The sequence below is a fragment of the Corynebacterium glaucum genome, from assembly GCF_002287505.1.
GTDB classification, from domain to species: Bacteria; Actinomycetota; Actinomycetes; order Mycobacteriales; family Mycobacteriaceae; genus Corynebacterium; species Corynebacterium glaucum.
This window is the reverse complement of the sequence record NZ_CP019688.1, coordinates 1,754,348-1,770,896: the sequence shown is the minus strand read 5'-3', so window position 1 is coordinate 1,770,896 and position 16,549 is coordinate 1,754,348. Positions and strand designations below refer to the sequence as shown.

The following is a 16,549-nucleotide window of genomic DNA, read 5'->3' as shown; positions in this document are numbered from 1 at the left end:
GGTCACGGCTTGCGAGCGGCCAAAGGCACCACTCGCTGGGAGGCACCCGCTCGGTGCGAGCGGGTGCTAGCGAGTGGTGACGGGCGTATCCTGGCTCGCGCCGTACTTCGCCAGCAGGGTCGAGGCCTCCTGCGCAGTATCGCCTTGCGACGTCTGCGCCAGGTGCTTGAGGTTCTCCGGCAGCTCAAGGCCGCGGTGCTCCATCGCCTCGACGTAGAGCTTGCCGGCGCGGTACGAGGAACGCACCAGAGGGCCGGACATGACCGCGCCGAAGCCCATCTCGTACGCCGCGTCGCGGTACTCGATGAACTCTTCCGGCTTCACCCAGCGCTCGATCGGGTGGTACTGCGGACCAGGGCGCAGGTACTGGGTAATGGTGATGATGTCGGTGCCGGCATCGACCAGGTCGTGCAGGGCTTCCATCACCTCGTCTTGGGTTTCGCCCATGCCCAGGATCAGGTTCGACTTGGTGATCAGGCCGAAGTCGCGGGCCTGGCGGATCACGTCGAGTGAACGGTCGTAGCGGAACGCCGGGCGGATGCGCTTGAAGATGCGCGGCACCGTCTCCACGTTGTGCGCGAACACCTCGGGGCGAGCCTCGAAGACTTCCTGGAGCAGGTCAGCCTTGCCGGAGAAGTCCGGGGTGAGGTTCTCGACACCGGTGTGCGGGTTGAGCTCGTGAATCTTGCGGACCACCTCGGCGTAGAGCCAGGCGCCCTCGTCCTCCAGGTCATCGCGGGTCACGCCGGTGATGGTGGAGTAGTTCAAGTTCATTTCGCGCACGGACTCGGCCACGCGCAGCGGCTCGCCGCGGTCCAGCGGCTCTGGCTTCGCGGAGGTGATCTGGCAGAAGTCGCAGCGGCGCGAGCAGTTTGCGCCGCCGATCAGGAAGGTCGCCTCACGCGATTCCCAGCACTCGTGGATGTTTGGGCAGCCTGCTTCCTGGCACACAGTGTGCAGGGAAGCACCCTTGACCTTCTTCTTCATGTCCTCGTACTCAGGACCGGTCTTCACCGCATTGCGGATCCACCGTGGCTTGGACTCGATAGGGGTCTCTGCGTTTCGTTTTTCAATACGCAGAAGCTTTCGGCCTTCAGGTGCTACAGTCACGTTCCCTATCGTAACAACGTCGTCAAAACCGCCGCCGGGCCGAAGGAAAGCCCCGGTCTAGCTGCGCTTTTTCAACCCTTTTGTGGGGTCCGGCGCGGAGCCGAACGAGTGGTTTGCTACCACCAATTCGCCGGCGAGGGCGCGCAGGAGGGCGTCGACAAGCAATGGCTCCATTTCTGCAGGGGTGACCTGGCGGCCGAGCTCGAGGGTCATGGTGGTGACATCGGCGTCGTCGATGCCGCAGGCGACGATGTGGCTGTAGTGGTCGAGGGTGTTGTTGCAGTTGAGGCTCAGCCCGTGCATGGTCACGCCGCGGGTGATGCGGATGCCTAGAGCGGCGACTTTGCGGTCGCGCGTCGATGCCTCCGGGGAAGCAGCTCTGGTGGCGGCGGGGACCCAGACGCCGGAGCGGCCGTCGATACGGCCAGCGGTATCGATGCCAGCTTTGCGGACGGCTTCGATGATCGCTTCCTCGAGACGGCGCACGTAATCCACCACATCAACCGGCTCGGCGAGCTTGATAATCGGGTACGCCACGAGCTGGCCCTCGCCGTGCCACGTGATGCGGCCGCCGCGATCGACACCGACGACCGGCACCGGGTAGGAGGGATCGGGCATGTCTTCCGGCTGCGTGCGCTTGCCCGCGGTGAACGTGGACGGGTGCTCGAGCAGGAGAATGGTGTCGCCGACCTCGTCCGTGGCGCGCTTGGCGGCAAGCTCTGCCTGGATTTCCCACGCCTTTTGGTAATCAACAAGCCCCATCGCGCGCACGTCAACGGGCGCAGATGAGGCTCGAATGGATTGATCGGCGGGAAAGAACGGGTCTCGCGGTGCGGTCATGGTCTCGACCATAGCCCCGCTGACGCGCGCCGGGTGAAACGGTGGGGGTTAGTTCTCCACGCCGTTGGCCGCAGCGTACTCGTCGGCAGTCATGAGCTCGCCGACCTCGGTGACCTCGACCTCGAAGAGCCAGCCCTCGCCGTACGGGTCATTGTTGATGGCTTCGTAAGCGCCGTCGATGTCCTCGTTGACAGCGGTGACGGTGCCGGTGACAGGAGAGTAGAGGTCGGAGACGGACTTGGTCGACTCGATCTCGCCGCAGGTCTCGCCAGCGGTCACGGTGTCACCGGCAGCCGGCAGCTCGGCGAAGACGACCTCGCCGAGGCGGTCAGCGGCAACGTGGGTAATACCCACACGCACGGTCTGGCCAACGGCGGTGTCCGGGGTGGCGTTGATCCACTCGTGGTCCTCGGAGTAGTAGAAATCCTGCTGGAAAGCCATTTATGCGTCCTTTCGCTTGTAGAAGGGTGTTTCCACGATAGTAAACGGGTAGCGGCGCCCGCGGATGTCAATTTCCACTTCAGTGCCCACTTCGGCGTGCGCCGGGTCGATGTGCGCCAGGGCTACCGGGTGGCCGAGCGTCGGGCTGGGTTGGCCGGAGGTGACTACGCCGATCCGCGTTTCCCCGTCTTCGGAGTCAGGGAGGAAGATCTCGGAACCCTCACGCGCGGCGCGGCGCTCGGAGGAGGTCAGGCCGGCGATCACCACGCTCGGCTCGCGGTCAACCAGGGCTTGCTTGCCGACGAAATCCGCGTCCTTCTTCGCAAACGCCCGCCCCATGCCCGCCTCCACTGGGGTGATGTCCGTGGTCAGTTCATGGCCATACAGCGGCATTGAAGCCTCCAGACGCAGCGAGTCGCGCGCGGCGAGACCGCACGCGGTGCCGTGCGGAATCACCGCGTCCCACACCGCCTGCGCGTCCTCGAACACGCAGAACAACTCGAAGCCGTCCTCGCCGGTGTAGCCGGTGCGGGCGACAAAGACTTCGACGTTTGTGTCCCCGGCGGCCAGGGTGGTCCACTGGCCGGAGTAGTAGGGCAGGTCGGAGGGGTCGTCGACAAGCAATTGCTTCAAAACCTCGAGCGAGCCGGGACCTTGGACCGCAACCAGCGCGAACGTCTGCGAATCGTTGCGCAACTCGACGTCGAAGTCGCCCTTGCGGGCTTGGAACGCCTCCCAGACAACGTCAGTGTTGGCGGCGTTTGGCACGACCATGTAGTGGTAGTCGCCGAAGCGGTAGGTGATCAGGTCATCGAGGATGCCGCCCTGCTCGTCGACGATCATCGAGTACTTCGCTTTGCCGTTCGCAAGGTTAGACAGCGAGCTGATCAGCACGTAGTCCAAGAACGCGGCCGCGTCGGGGCCCATCACGTCAATTTCGCCCATGTGGGAGAGGTCGAAGATGCCGACGCCGCTGCGCACAGCGCGGTGCTCTTCAAGCTCGTTGTTGTACTTCAGCGGCATGGTCCAGCCGCCGAAGTCGGTGAACGTGGCGCCAAGCGCCTCGTGGGTGGCGTGCAGTGGAGTCTGGGGCATGAGTTACTTCCTGTTCTCTTCGGTGGTGGTCACGTCGATCTCCTCGACCGGCTCAAGCTCGTCGACGGCGATGTCGAAGGCCTCCGGCGGCGGGCAGGCGCACTGCAGGTTGCGGTCGCCGTAGGCCTCGTCGATGCGGCGCACCGGCGGGAAGTACTTTTGGTGCACGAGCGTGTCCACCGGGTAGGCGGCCTGCTCGCGCGAGAAGTCGTAGGGCCACTCGGTACGGGTGACGCTGTGCGCGGTGTACGGGGCATTGTGGATCACGGACTTCTCGTACTCGATCTCGCCGTTTTCAATCTGGCGGATCTCCTCGCGGATGGAGCACATCGCCTCGATGAAGCGGTCCAGCTCGGCCTTGTCCTCCGACTCAGTCGGTTCCACCATCAGGGTGCCGGCCACCGGGAACGCCAGGGTCGGTGCGTGGAAGCCGTAGTCCACCAGGCGCTTGGCCACATCAGCGGCGGTCACGCCGGTACGCGCGGTGATGTCGTTGAGGTCCAGGATGCACTCGTGCGCGACCAGGCCGTTTTCGCCGGTGTAGAGCACCGGGAAGGCGTCGTTCAGCTCATGCGCAACGTAGTTCGCAGCCAAAACGGCGTTGCTTGTCGCGGCCTTCAGCCCCTCAGCGCCGCTCATCGCGATGTACGCCCACGGAATCTGGGTCACGCCGGCCGAGCCGTAGTAGGTGCCAGCCACCGGCACCCCGTGCGCGGCATCGGAGCCTTCTGCGACGTAATCAGTGTTCGCGTCCGATGGGAGGAACGGGATCAGGTGCTCGCCCACGCCGATCGGACCCACGCCCGGGCCACCGCCGCCGTGCGGGATGGTGAAGGTCTTGTGTAGGTTCAGGTGACTCACGTCGCCGCCGAAGTCACCCGGGCGCGCAACCCCGGTCAGCGCGTTCATGTTCGCGCCGTCGATGTAGACCTGCCCGCCCACAGCGTGGATCTTGTCCGCCACGTCGCGCACCGTGTCCTCGTAGACGCCGTGCGTCGACGGGTAGGTGATCATGATCGCGGCGATGTTGTCGGCGTGCTTGGCAATCTTCTCATCCAGATCCGCCATGTCGATCGAGCCGTCCTCAGCCGTCGCCACAACCACCACGCGCAGGTTCGCTAGCGACGCGGACGCCGCGTTCGTGCCGTGCGCCGACGCCGGAATGATGCAGATATCGCGCTGGTCGTCGCCGCGCGAAAGGTGGTACTGGCGGATCGCCATCAAGCCCGCGTATTCGCCGGTCGCGCCGGAGTTCGGCTGCATCGACACCGCGTCGTAGCCCGTGATTTCGGTGAGCCAGCCGGCGAGCTCCTCGATCAGTTCGCGCCACCCAGCGGTGTACTCGTCTGGGGTAAACGGGTGCACGTTGGCAAACTCGGGCCAGGTAATCGTCTCCACACCGGCGGTCGGGTTCAGCTTCATCGTGCACGAACCCAGCGGGATCATCGTGCGATCCAGCGCCAGGTCCTTGTCGCCCAGCTTGCGGATATAGCGCATCATCTGCGTCTCCGAGCTGATCGAGTTGAACACCTCGTGCGTCATGAACTCGGTCTTGCGCTGCAGCTCAGCCGGAATGCGACGCTCGCCCTCCGAAATCTCGCCAGCACCGAAGCCCTCCAGCAAAGCTCGCAGGTCGTCATCGTCGCAATCTTCGCCGAAGGCGACAGCCACAGCTTCGTCGTCAAGCTTTCGCACCAGGTACCCAGCCTTCGCAAGCTTATCGACGGCCTCTTGACCCGCATCCTCAACCACAACCGTGTCGAAGAACTGCGCGTGACGCACGCGCATCCCCGCCTTTTCGATGCTGGTTGCGAAGCGGGTTGCGTAGCCGTGGATCGCTTCCGCGATCTCCGTCAGGCCAGCGGGGCCGTGGTAGACGGCGTACATCGACGCGGTGACCGCAAGCAGCGCCTGGGCAGTGCAGATGTTGCTCGTCGCCTTCTCGCGACGAATGTGCTGCTCACGGGTTTGCAGTGCGAGGCGGTAGGCGGGGTAGCCCTCCGCGTCCTTGGACACACCGACGAGGCGGCCCGGCATCTGACGGCGCAACTTGTCGGTCACAGCCATGAACGCGGCGTGCGGGCCGCCGTAGAACAGCGGCACACCGAGGCGCTGTGTGGTGCCGATTGCGATGTCCGCGCCGAACTCGCCTGGCGCTTCGAGCAGCGTGAGCGCGAGGATGTCCGCGTCCACGCAGACGAGGCCGCCGCGCTCGTGAACGGCATCGATGACCGGGCTTGGATCGACGATGTCGCCCTCGGTACCGGGGTAGGCGACGATAGCGCCGACCAGGTCCTCTGCCACAACCGGCTGGGATAGGTCCGTGACTTCGACTTCGAGGTCGAAGACGCGGCCGCGCTCTGCGGCGACGTTGATCACCTGCGGGTGTAGGCGGGAATCCAGCAGCACGCGGCGGCCCTTCTTCACCGCGCGCGACATCAGGCCCACTGCCTCGGCCGCGGCTGACGCTTCGTCGAGTAGCGACGCGTTCGCGATGTCCAGACCGGTGAGATCTTGCACCACAGTCTGGAAGTTCAGCAGCGCCTCAAGGCGCCCCTGCGAGATTTCCGGCTGGTACGGGGTGTAGGCGGTGTACCAACCCGCATCTTCCACAACGCCGCGGCGAATCACCGGCGGAGTGAGAGTTGAAAAGAAACCCTGGCCGTAAAACGCCTTGAGCACAGTGTTCTTTTTCGCAAGCTCCTGCAGGCGCGCCTGCGCCTCATACTCGGTGAGGGGTTTCGGCAGTTTCAAAACCCCGTCCATGCGCAGGCCCTGGGGAATCGCAGCGTCGATAAGGGCATCCAGCGAGGCGTAACCGATCGCCTCCAGCATCTCTTGCGTTTCGTCCCTGGTGGGGCCGATATGACGGGAAATGTAATCCAACGGAGACTCCTTTATTCAGAATTCATCGCTGTCAAATGACCTGGTTCCCAGTATAAGTGGATTAAAATTCGTCGACGGGGGCTTTCCCGAACAACCACGTGGTTGCGATTGCGCCCGGGTCCGGCACCTCCGCGGCAGACTCGCCGATATAGGATGCGCGGCCTTTCTTCGCCTGCATCCCTCGAGTCGACTTCGCACCCGCGACCGCTGGGTCGAAAACGTGCTGCAAAACCTCGTCGATGGACGTAGCATCGTCGATCTCTTTAGCGGCCGCGGCGGCAGGGGCGAGAGCGTCGATCAGCGTGTTGTCGCCTTCCTTGGCTCCGCCGAGATCGGTAACCGCTTCCACGCCGCGGGACAGTCCGTCGGCAAGCGCCGTCGCGAACTCGCTCGCGTCGGCCTTTCGCGAATCCACGTCCGCGCCTTCGAAGGCCTCGGCCATTTCGCGGAAGAAGGTGCCGAATACCGCTCCCGAGGTGCCACCAGCGCGAACCAGCATGCGGTGGGCGAAGAACGCCAGCAGTGCGGTGTCGGAGCCCTTCAGCGGTGTCTGGAGATCGCCGAAGGCCGCCTCAAGGTTCTGCCCGAAGTCGCCATCGCGGGCCACCCGATCGAGCTCGGTCAGGTCGTCGAAGCTCTCTTGTAGCCGCTCGACGAACGCCGTCAGCCACGGGTTTTCGTCACCATCCTCAGGCTGCTCCACATCGTCAACCATCCGGGCAGGGGAGTACCGCGGTGAAACTGCGACGGCTGGCCAAGCTGGCGCGTCGGTCTCGGCGTCGAGAAGCTCGGTGAGCTCCTCATCCAGCACGGTGACGGTGAGCGAAATGCCCGCCATATTCAGTGAGGTGACTAGGGTGCCGCGGATCCCGCGGTGCACCGTGATGCCGCGGTCGGCCAGCTGCGCTACTGCTTCGCCGAAGACCAAGTCGAGCTCGAGTTCGCTCGTCCCGCCGAGGCCGTTGACAAAGAGCAAGACCTGCGCATCGGCGGTTTCCACGTCGGCGTCGTCAAGCGATTGGGTGATGCCCTCGAGCAACTCTTGAACCAGAGCCTTGGCCGAGGGCTCCTTATCGGACGTGCTGCGGCGTTCCACCCCCGGCTCACCGTGAATGCCGACGCCGACCTCGATCTCTCCCTCATCGAGGTCGAAAGTCTTGCGGCCGCTGGTGGGCAAGTGGCCGGCTTCGAGCGCCACCGCCATCGAGCGGGACTGGTCGGCGGCGCGCTGCGCGATGCTCGCCACTGCCTCGAGGTCGTTGCCGCGGGCTGCGGCAGCGCCGGCGATTTTCTCCACGATGATCGTCGCACCCGTGCCGCGGCGGCCCGGAGAATCGTCGTTGTCGATCTCGGTGGCCACATCGTCGGCGACGATGACCTGCTTGACCTCGGTATTTGTGCTGTTCGCCGCGACGGTGAAATTCATAACGTCGCCGGTGTAGTTCTTCACCACCTGCACGACGCCACGGCCGCGGTCCGCCCACTCGGTGGCGGCGGTGATTTGCACCGCGTTCGGAGAGGTGAAGAGCAGTCCGGGACAGGCGGCATCGAGCATGCCCGGGCCGACAAACCCCGCGTGCATGGGTTCGTGGCCGGAGCCGCCGCCGGAGATCACGGCGACTCGCTCCTCCGAGTCGTCGGACTGGCCGTCGTTAGTGAGAAGCCCGATGAACCCCTCCTCGTGCCATTCGGCGTAGGGATGGGCGGCGACGAGGCCGCCGAGTGCCTCATCCATGAAATCGGAAGGGGTGTTGCGGAAGGACTTGAAAGCTGAGTTCTCTGCCATGCCCCCAGTGTAAAGTGCAAAACCCGGCGCCGAGCTGAGTCGGCAACCGGGTAGTGCGGTCGCTGTAAGCGGTATCTAAAGGGGGCTGTAGGCCCTACAGGCCCTGCAGGCCCTGCAGGCCCTGCAGGCCCTGCAGGCCCTACAGGCCGAGGTCATCTTCGAAGTTGCCGGCCTCGATGCGGTCCTTGATGGTGGTGACAAAGCGGCCTGCGTCTGCACCGTCAACCAGCTGGTGGTCGTAGGTGAACGGCAGGTAGCACATCTGGCGGATCGCGATGGAGTCGATGCCGTCCTCGGTCACGATGACCGGACGCTTCTCAATCGCGGCTGTGCCCAGGATGCCAGCCTGCGGCGGCGTGAGCACCGGGGTATCCAGCAATGCGCCCTCGGAGCCGATGTTGGTCACCGTGAAGGTGGCGCCGGAGAGGTCGTCCGGGCGCAGCTTCTTGTTGCGCGCACGGTCAGCCAGGTCCGCGATCGCTGCCGCGATCTCAGCGAGGTTCAGGTTCTGCGCCTGCTTGATCACCGGCACCAGCAGACCCTGCGGGGTGTCCACGGCGATACCGATGTTCACATCCTCGTGGTAGGTGATCGTCTTGTCATCGACGTTGTAGGACGCGTTGACGTTCGGGTGCGACACCAGCGCCTCGGCCGTGGCCTTCACGAAGAAGGCCAGGTAGGTGATATTCACGCCATGCTTTTCGACGAACTGCGGCTTGACGTTCTTGCGTAGCTCCGCGACGCGGGTGACATCGACCTCTTGGACGTGGGTGAGCTGCGCAGAGGTCTGCAGCGACTCCACCATCTTGGAAGCGGTGATCTCGCGGATGCGATTGACCTTCTGGGTGGTGCCGATGAGCTCCTGCTTCGCCGGATCCACGGACTTGGTGGACCAGTTCGCGCGCTCGCCCTTCGGCGTGGCCTGAGCATCGCCCTGTGCCGCAGCACCCTTCGCATCGCCGCCCTCTGCAGCTGCAAGCACGTCCTGCTTACGGATGCGGCCGCCGACACCGGTGCCCTCGATCGAGTTCAGATCAACGCCGTGCTTCTCGGCGAGCTTGCGCACCAGCGGGGTGACGTACGGAACCTTGTCGCCGCGGTCCTCGAGCTTCGCGGAAGCGTTGGAACCCTCACCCTTGGATTCCTTTGCCTCCTGCTCGGAGCGCTCGTTGGCAGCGGAACCCTGCTTGGACTCCTTGTCGGCCTTCTTCGCGTCGTCCTCTTCGGTCTCCTTAGTGGAGTCCTGGTCCTTAGTTTCTTTCTCCTCTGCTGCGTCTGCAGCCTCGTCGGCTGCATCAGCGTCGTCGGAGTCATCGGAGTCGGTTGCGGCGTCGGCATCGCCGATCACCACGATAGCCTGGCCGACCTCAACGGTGTCGTCCTCTTCCGCGAGGATCTCCAGGATGGTGCCCTCAACCGGGGACGGGATCTCGGTGTCGACCTTGTCGGTGGAGACCTCAAGCAGCGGCTCGTCGACCTCGACCATGTCACCGACCGACTTCAGCCAGGTAGTGATGGTGCCCTCGGTGACACTCTCGCCCAGCTCCGGCATTTCAACGGTGGTGGACTCGCCGGAACCCTTCTTGTTCTTGGACGAGGACTTGGACTCGGACTTCTTCGGTGCGTCGGCCGGGTTGTCGCCCTCGCCGTCGGCGGAGTTCTCGTCCTTGACTTCTTCGTCTTCGTTCGCGACATCATCTTCGCCGCGGTCTTCCTTGGCCGGCTCGGCATCAGAGTCAGAGTCGTCGGAATCGTCAGCGTCGGAGGTGCCAGCGGCATCCGCGTCGCCGATGCGTGCGATCACGTCGCCAACCTCAACGGTGTCGTCTTCCTCAGCAAGGATCTCGATCAGGGTGCCCGCGACCGGGGAAGGGATTTCGGTGTCAACCTTGTCGGTGGAGACCTCGAGCAGCGGCTCATCGACCTCAACCTCGTCGCCGACGGACTTCAGCCAAGTGGTGATGGTGCCCTCGGTGACACTCTCACCCAGCTCCGGCATTTCAACATCAGTCGCGTCGCCGGAACCGGACCCCTTGGCGGACTTCTTCACGTCCTCCTTGGTGTCCTCGTCAGCGTCTTCGACCTTCGCCGTCTCCTTCTCGTCGGCGTCCTCAGCGCCTGCATCGTCCGCATCATCAGCGTCGTCATCGGAAGTGCTGGCTTCCTCACCTTCCTCACCGATGACGGCGATGACATCGCCGACCTCGACGGTGTCGTCTTCTTCGGCCTTGATCTCAATCAAGACGCCAGCAACCGGCGAGGGGATTTCGGTGTCGACCTTGTCGGTGGAGACCTCGAGCAGCGGCTCGTCGACCTCAACGGTATCGCCGACTTCCTTCAGCCACGTGGTAATCGTGCCTTCAGTTACCGACTCGCCCAACTCGGGCATCTCTACTGAGTGCGCCATTTCTCCAAAGTCTCCTCATAAAAATTGTGGAAGGTTATACGTTGTCAAAGCGTACCCGGATTCAGTTGCGTCCGCCGTCGCTTTTCGACCCTCCCGTAAGATGTCTGCCGTGTTCAATCTCTTCGGCAAAGGCAGAAAGAATTCACAATTCACGCCGCCTCGCGCACCGGGGGAAACGATCCGCCCAGACGATGCCGCTTACCTGCGTGAGTGGGTTCAGGGTCGTGCGTTTGTCGAGGGGTACGTCGAGCCCGAAACGATGGTCAACGAGATGAGCGTCGTGCTCGTCGATGAGCAAGGCAACTACACCCGGCGCCGCATCGGAGGCCCCAAAGGCATCGATGCCGTGGCGAAGTTGTTGAGCATTTCGCTTTACGACGTCGAGGAGACGGGATATCCGGACCGCATGCGCAAGAAAATCGAGCAGGAGCGCATTCTGCGCAAGCGGGCCGAGCAACGCGAACGCCGTGCGAAGTTCGAGCGCGGCGAGAACCCCTACAGCTAAGACCGCTCTGTCTCACTCTGTAAGACGTGGGCAATCTTTTACAAAGCGGGCCTAAAAGGGAGTGAAGCTTTCCTGTGAACCCCCGGTTATCGGTGAGGAGTTCCAGATGAATTACCCGTTGGCGGTTCGCGAGCGTGCCGTCGAGCTTTATCGCAAGGGGTTAGAACCTCGGCAGGTACGCACCCGTTTGAGTGATGAAGGCATCGATCCTGTGCCTTCGGCGGCGTCGATTTGGCGGTGGGCAGTTAATGCTGAGCACGGTGTTGAGGTGGATCATCATTGGCGCAGTCCGAGCGAGGTTGCCGCAGCGGTGCGGGCGGCACTGACTTCGCCGGGGTCGCTGCGGGAGATAAGTCGGCAGTGTGGGGTATCTTCGACCGCGTTGTCGATCTGGGTTCGAAATTTCGCTCCCGACGAAGAGACGCGGCGTGGGATGAACCCTGAGCAGCTGGAGCAGGCGACACTGTGGCGTGTGGAGCAACATAGACGCCGCCCGCGCAAGAGCGCATCGCCACAAACCCCCAAGCCGACTTCTGCTAGGGCTGCCAAAATTGCGAGTGAGCAGCATGTGACTCAGCTCGATGATGCTGCGTTGCCGGATGATCCTGAAGAGCTTAAGGCGATGTTGCGCCACGAGCGGTTTCTACGGCTTGCGGACAAGGCCTTGTTCGAGGCTGTGATGGAGTCCGAGGGAAAAGCCCCGGCCCGGAGACGCTCGACAGCATGGTCGTCGCTCAAGCTGTCCAGCGACTCCGGGCGCACGGATACCAAGTAAAAGCCAGCTGCGAGCACTTCGGGTTGAACCTGAGCACCTACAAGCATGCGTGTCGACGACTGAAATACCCGATGTCGCAGCGGGCAACTGCCACATCGGCGATCATCGCGGTGTCGAAAGCAAACAGCGGAATCTACGGCTATCGCAGGATCTTGGCGGTGTGCAGGCAAAACGGGTGGACGATAGGTGAGAAAACAGTACGCGCCATCATGTACGCAGAAAACCTCACCCCGAAGTCCAAGCGGACCATGAGGCACCGCTCGTACAAAGGAGAAAACGCCCACCGGCCGGCGAACAAGCTGCTCATCGGGGACCTGGAAGAAGCAGCTGCCGCGGATGTCGTTGTCTCACAGGGCTACTCGCGCGAAGCGTGCAGACGTCGCGAAGCACTTGAGCCCGATTTGGTTCACGACTTCTACGCCGATAGGCCGAACGAGAAATTCGGTACCGACGTCACCGAGTTCGCATGCCGAGACGGCAAGGTGTATTTCAGTCCGTTGATCGACTTCCATGACAATCTGCCCCTCGTCTACACCATGAGCACCAGCCCGACCGCCGCGCTGACGAACACCATGCTGGAAGCCGCGTTGACAACCATCAAGCCTGGGACCAAACCGATCATTCATTCTGATCGTGGGTGGGCCTACCGACATCCGGAATGGGTAAGTATGCTCACCGACCCCACCCACGACCAGGCAGCATGCGGCAACTGTGACCCGGGCAAACCCTGCGACAACGCATGGGTTGCGATCCCATCGCTGTCGCGACTCGGCAAAAGCGGCGATAACGCCAGAGTGGAAGGATTCTTCGGCCTGCTCAAAAGAGAGCTCTACGCCGCCGGCATCAACTCCCAAAAGATGGGCACCGAGGAATTCATGAACTATCTTGAAACCCACCTGGACTGGTTCGTCTACCAACGACTCACAAGACATCCAGGTAAGGGCTACACAACCCTGGCCGAGCAACGCGCTCTGGCTACAGCTATCTAACAAACACGACTAAATAGCCACAGTGGTTCACAGGAAAGCCGCAGTCCCGGTAGTGCGGTGCGGGGGGCCGGACGCCCAGGGGTCTAGAGCTGGCCGTCGGCGATGCGGGTCAGCGTCTCGATGATCGTGCGCGCCGGGGCACCGGTGGCGCGCTTGGGTGTGTAGCCATAGGCGGAGCCGCCATTCCAGGCCGGACCAGCCACGTCGAGGTGCACCCATTCGACGTCCTCCGGCACGAAACGGGAGAGGTAGAGCCCGGCGAAGCTCATGCCACCGGTGCGGGCGTTATGCACGTTGCGGATGTCGGCGACGGGGGATTTGATCTCCTCCTCGTGCTCCTCCAATAACGGCATGGCCCACGCAGGTTCGCCGACCTCGCGGCCAATCTCGGCTACCGTGTCGCGGAACTCGTCGGAGCCCATCACGCCGGCGGTGCGGTTACCCAGCGCTACCAACTGTGCGCCGGTCAGCGTCGCCGCCTCAATGAGGTAGTCGGGGGTTCCGTCGCCGGTGTCCTCGCAGGCGCGGGCGATGGCGTCGGCAAGCACGAGACGCCCTTCGGCGTCGGTGTTCAAGATTTCGCTGGTGGTGCCGTCGTAGTGCGTGATTACGTCGCCGGGGCGGGTCGCGGAGCCGGAGGGCATGTTCTCCGCAAGTGGCAGCCAGGCGTCGATGCGCACCGGAAGCTTCAGCTTCGCTGCGGCAACCACGGCAGCCAGTTGCGCTGCGGAGCCGGCCATGTCGGAGATCATGTCCTCCATCTTCGCGCCGGGTTTTAGCGAAATGCCGCCGGTATCGAAGGTGATGCCCTTGCCCACCAACGCGACGCGCTTGTTACCGCCGCCGTCGTAAGACACGTGGACGAGCTGCGGGGCGTGTTCGGAACCTCCGCCGACGGCAACGATGCCCCCGAAGCCCTGCTTCTACAGGTCATCGCCCTCAATCACCTTGACGTTCAGGCTGATGTCGTTTTTCCACTCCTGCGCCAAATCCTCGATAATGCCGGCGTAGGCGACGGGGTAGAGGAAGTCCGCCGGGGTGTTGACCAGATCGCGGGCGAAGTTCACCGACTCGGCGACAGCGACCGCGTGCTCGAACTCCTCGGGATCTGCGCCGACAACGGTCACAGCCGCAGGGGTGGAAGGCGAGTCGGAAGACTTCAGGCCCTGGTAGGAATACCCTCCAAGCAGGAGACCTTCGACAACGGGCCTGGTGCCGAACTCGCAGGACACCGCGGCTTCCTCCACGCCGGAAAGGGAACGCGCGGCTGCGCCGAAGGCGCGGCGGACCGCTTCGTCATCAATTTCATCGGCGCTGCCGAGTCCGACTGAGACGTACAACTGGCCGTCGATAAGCACACGCGCCGTCTCGCCCGAGACTCCCTTGGCTCCGACCGCCACGAGCGAGTCGAGCAAACCCCCAACTGCAAAGCTGGTGACGGGAAGCTCCAGCCCGTCTTCCCCCTTGGCAACCGGCACGATTCGCGCGGCGCCCTCCGGGGCGGACTCGGCTTGGCTGAGCGACACCGTGGTGCCGCGGATACGGAAATTATTCAACTGCTGCATGGATAAAAGGCTACCTGGCGCGGAGAGTAGGGTGATGACCATGACATCCGCAGACTTCACCGTTACCGAGAACCCGAACCGCGCGAGCGACTCGCAGCGCGGTGCCATCCTGGAGAACCCCGCGTTTGGTCAGAAGTTCACTGACCACATGGTCTCCATCGAGTGGACCAAGGATGAGGGCTGGCACAACATGCAGGTGCGCCCGTACGGCCCGATCGAGCTCAGCCCGGCCACGAACGTGCTGCACTACGGGCAGTCGATCTTCGAGGGGCTGAAGGCTTACCGTCACGAGGACGGGACGATCACCACGTTCCGGCCCCAGCAGAACGCCGAGCGCATGCAGCACTCTGCGCACCGCATCGCCATGCCGGAGCTGCCGGAGGAACTGTTCCTCGAGTCGCTGCGCCAGCTGGTGGAGATCGACCAGGACTGGGTGCCGAAGGCCGGCGGCGAAGCGGCGCTGTACCTGCGTCCGTTCATGATCGGTACGGAGGAGACGCTGGGGGTCAAGCCGGCGTCGAGCTACACCTACTACGTCATCGCGTCGCCGGCGGGTGCCTACTTCAAGGGTGGCATCAAGCCGGTGAGCGTGTGGGTCTCTGAGGAGTACGTGCGTGCGGCGCCGGGCGGCACCGGCGACGCGAAGTTCGCGGGCAACTACGCCGCGTCCCTGCTCGCGCAGGCGGAAGCCGAGGAGAAGGGCTGCGACCAGGTGGTGTGGCTCGACGCGATTGAGCGCAAGTACATCGAGGAGATGGGCGGCATGAACCTCATGTTCGTCGAGGGCTCGGGCGCCGACGCCACGCTGGTCACGCCGGCACTGAGCGGGTCGCTGCTCGCAGGCATCACCCGCAAATCGCTGCTGCAGGTCGCGGAAGACTTGGGGTACAAGACGGAGGAGCGTCGCATCACTGTCGACGAATGGCGTGACGGCGCCGAGACCGGATCGATCACCGAGACACTCGCCTGCGGCACCGCCGCAGTGATCACGCCGGTTGGTCGCGTTCTGAGTGCACGCGGCGAGTTCGAGGTGAACAACAACGAGGCCGGCCCGATCACCATGCAGCTGCGCGAGCACCTGCGCGGGATCCAGAACGGCACCGTGGAAGACATCCACGGCTGGAACTACCGACTGGTTTAGCTCAGGTCTGGCTGCGGCTCTGGCTCTGGCTCTGGTTCGAGCTGGTCCGCCACGAGCTCCGCGGCGAGATTGATGGTGGGCAGCGCGGCAAGCGCGCCTGCGCCTTGCCCCGTTGTCATGTCGAGCGCTAACACCGGGGTCAGCTCGAGCGCCTGCACCAACGCCAAGTGGCAGGGCTCGGGGGAAAGTTGGCCGGCGATGAGCCAGCGCTTGGTGCCGGGAGCGAGACGCTCAGCGACGTAGGCTGCGACGGTGACGTACGCGCCGTCGACAAGCACCGGCGTGCGTCGCACTGCGGACTGGGCGATGAGCCCGACGAGACAGGCGAAGTCTGGGCCGCTGATCTCTGCCAGCACGCACTCGACGTCGTCGCGGTGACCGCGCACGCGGAACATCGCGTCGCGCACGGCGGCGGTCTTGACCTTCCACACGTGGTCGTTGACGCCGGAACCGCGTCCCACGGCGAGCACCGGTTCCGTGCGGGTGAGGGTGCCGTAAAGTGCCGCGGCGACGGTTGTGTTGCCTACCCCGAGGTCCCCGGGCACGATCAGATCGGTGCCGGCGTCGATCTCCTGGTCAGCGATTTGCGCGCCGAGCTGGAGGGCCGAGGCGCAGGCTTCTAGAGTCATCGCAGGTTCGACGTCGATGGAACCGGTGGGCGTGGCCAAGAAGCCGTCGACAAGCCTGATGCTTGCCCCAGACAGCCGAGCGGCAGCATGTACGGGCCCGCCACCGGCCGCGATCTCCTCAGCCTGGCGATGCGTTGCGTCGGCGGTCCAGGCGGAGACTCCGCGCGCGGCAACGCCGTGCGAACCAGCGACCACGACCGCCCGCGCCCGAGTGAACGGGTGGGGGAGCGCCTCACCCTGGACACTTGCCACCCACGCGCCGATAGCGCCCATGCGGCCGAGCGCGCGGCCCGCGACCTCGGCATCGAGCGCCTGGATCACGGCAAGGCGGCGCGACTCCTCAGGCGAATCAACCGGCGGGAACTGGACGGCCACGGCAC

12 protein-coding genes and 1 pseudogene are annotated in these 16,549 nt (G+C 64.0%); 4 read left to right on the top strand and 9 right to left on the bottom strand.

All coding sequences use genetic code 11. From position 1 onward, the window contains the following. Window positions 1-66 precede the first annotated feature (66 nt). From lipA to sucB, 7 genes are all read right to left on the bottom strand, one after another. A complete protein-coding gene (gene lipA, locus CGLAU_RS08585; RefSeq protein WP_095660338.1) occupies window positions 67-1,110 on the bottom strand; it encodes a lipoyl synthase in 1,044 nt (347 codons plus the stop codon). Between the two features lie 57 nt (window positions 1,111-1,167). Further along, a complete protein-coding gene (gene lipB, locus CGLAU_RS08580) occupies window positions 1,168-1,950 on the bottom strand; it encodes a lipoyl(octanoyl) transferase LipB (RefSeq protein WP_095661139.1) in 783 nt (260 codons plus the stop codon). A 48-nt stretch (window positions 1,951-1,998) separates the two neighbouring features. Further along, on the bottom strand, window positions 1,999-2,391 hold the full coding sequence (gcvH, locus tag CGLAU_RS08575; RefSeq protein ID WP_095660337.1) for a glycine cleavage system protein GcvH: 393 nt from the start codon (window positions 2,389-2,391) through the stop codon (window positions 1,999-2,001). Further along, entirely contained in the window at window positions 2,392-3,486 is a 1,095-nt protein-coding gene (gene gcvT, locus CGLAU_RS08570; RefSeq protein ID WP_095660336.1) for a glycine cleavage system aminomethyltransferase GcvT, read from the bottom strand. A 3-nt stretch (window positions 3,487-3,489) separates the two neighbouring features. Next, window positions 3,490-6,372 (bottom strand): aminomethyl-transferring glycine dehydrogenase, encoded by a 2,883-nt coding sequence (gcvP, locus tag CGLAU_RS08565; protein WP_095660335.1) that lies wholly within the window; start codon window positions 6,370-6,372, stop codon window positions 3,490-3,492. A 61-nt stretch (window positions 6,373-6,433) separates the two neighbouring features. Continuing rightward, complete coding sequence (locus CGLAU_RS08560; RefSeq protein ID WP_095660334.1) at window positions 6,434-8,158, bottom strand: dihydroxyacetone kinase family protein; 1,725 nt, start codon at window positions 8,156-8,158, stop codon at window positions 6,434-6,436. 139 nt (window positions 8,159-8,297) lie between these two features. Next, the gene (gene sucB / locus CGLAU_RS08555; RefSeq protein ID WP_095660333.1) at window positions 8,298-10,565 is read right to left on the bottom strand and encodes a 2-oxoglutarate dehydrogenase, E2 component, dihydrolipoamide succinyltransferase; all 2,268 of its coding nucleotides are present in this window, start codon (window positions 10,563-10,565) and stop codon (window positions 8,298-8,300) included. Window positions 10,566-10,674: 109 nt separating this feature from the next. Between sucB and CGLAU_RS08550 the strand changes: the two genes are divergently transcribed. From CGLAU_RS08550 to CGLAU_RS08540, 3 genes are all read left to right on the top strand, one after another. Further along, window positions 10,675-11,070, top strand: coding sequence for an oxidoreductase (locus CGLAU_RS08550; protein WP_198305102.1), 396 nt, complete (start codon window positions 10,675-10,677; stop codon window positions 11,068-11,070). Between the two features lie 106 nt (window positions 11,071-11,176). Beyond that, window positions 11,177-11,845, top strand: coding sequence for a hypothetical protein (locus CGLAU_RS08545; RefSeq protein ID WP_157731307.1), 669 nt, complete (start codon window positions 11,177-11,179; stop codon window positions 11,843-11,845). Further along, on the top strand, window positions 11,794-12,834 hold the full coding sequence (locus CGLAU_RS08540) for a DDE-type integrase/transposase/recombinase (protein ID WP_095660330.1): 1,041 nt from the start codon (window positions 11,794-11,796) through the stop codon (window positions 12,832-12,834). The genes CGLAU_RS08545 and CGLAU_RS08540 overlap by 52 nt, the downstream gene beginning before the upstream one ends. A gap of 83 nt (window positions 12,835-12,917) precedes the next feature. Here CGLAU_RS08540 and CGLAU_RS08535 read toward each other — a convergent pair. After that, a pseudogene (locus tag CGLAU_RS08535) lies at window positions 12,918-14,399 on the bottom strand (leucyl aminopeptidase). 40 nt (window positions 14,400-14,439) lie between these two features. On the opposite strand from CGLAU_RS08535, the gene CGLAU_RS08530 reads away from it, so the two are divergent. Beyond that, on the top strand, window positions 14,440-15,540 hold the full coding sequence (locus CGLAU_RS08530) for a branched-chain amino acid aminotransferase (RefSeq protein ID WP_095661138.1): 1,101 nt from the start codon (window positions 14,440-14,442) through the stop codon (window positions 15,538-15,540). On the opposite strand, the gene CGLAU_RS08525 is transcribed toward CGLAU_RS08530, so the two are convergent. After that, window positions 15,537-16,544: a nicotinate-nucleotide--dimethylbenzimidazole phosphoribosyltransferase gene (locus CGLAU_RS08525; protein ID WP_095660329.1), complete on the bottom strand. Its 1,008-nt coding sequence runs from the start codon at window positions 16,542-16,544 to the stop codon at window positions 15,537-15,539. The two genes, CGLAU_RS08530 and CGLAU_RS08525, sit on opposite strands and share 4 nt — an antisense overlap. Between the last annotated feature and the right edge of the window lie 5 nt (window positions 16,545-16,549).

Excerpts from the sequence above, each read along its gene's own strand:
- lipB (WP_095661139.1), bottom strand. The coding sequence starts at position 1,950 with ATGACCGCACCGCGAGACCCGTTCTTTCCCGCCGATCAATCCATTCGA.
- gcvT (WP_095660336.1), bottom strand. The coding sequence starts at position 3,486 with ATGCCCCAGACTCCACTGCACGCCACCCACGAGGCGCTTGGCGCCACG.
- CGLAU_RS08560 (WP_095660334.1), bottom strand. The coding sequence starts at position 8,158 with ATGGCAGAGAACTCAGCTTTCAAGTCCTTCCGCAACACCCCTTCCGAT.
- sucB (WP_095660333.1), bottom strand. The coding sequence starts at position 10,565 with ATGGCGCACTCAGTAGAGATGCCCGAGTTGGGCGAGTCGGTAACTGAA.
- CGLAU_RS08540 (WP_095660330.1), top strand. The coding sequence starts at position 11,794 with ATGGTCGTCGCTCAAGCTGTCCAGCGACTCCGGGCGCACGGATACCAA.
- CGLAU_RS08530 (WP_095661138.1), top strand. The coding sequence starts at position 14,440 with ATGACATCCGCAGACTTCACCGTTACCGAGAACCCGAACCGCGCGAGC.
- CGLAU_RS08545 (WP_157731307.1), top strand. The coding sequence starts at position 11,177 with ATGAATTACCCGTTGGCGGTTCGCGAGCGTGCCGTCGAGCTTTATCGC.
- gcvH (WP_095660337.1), bottom strand. The coding sequence starts at position 2,391 with ATGGCTTTCCAGCAGGATTTCTACTACTCCGAGGACCACGAGTGGATC.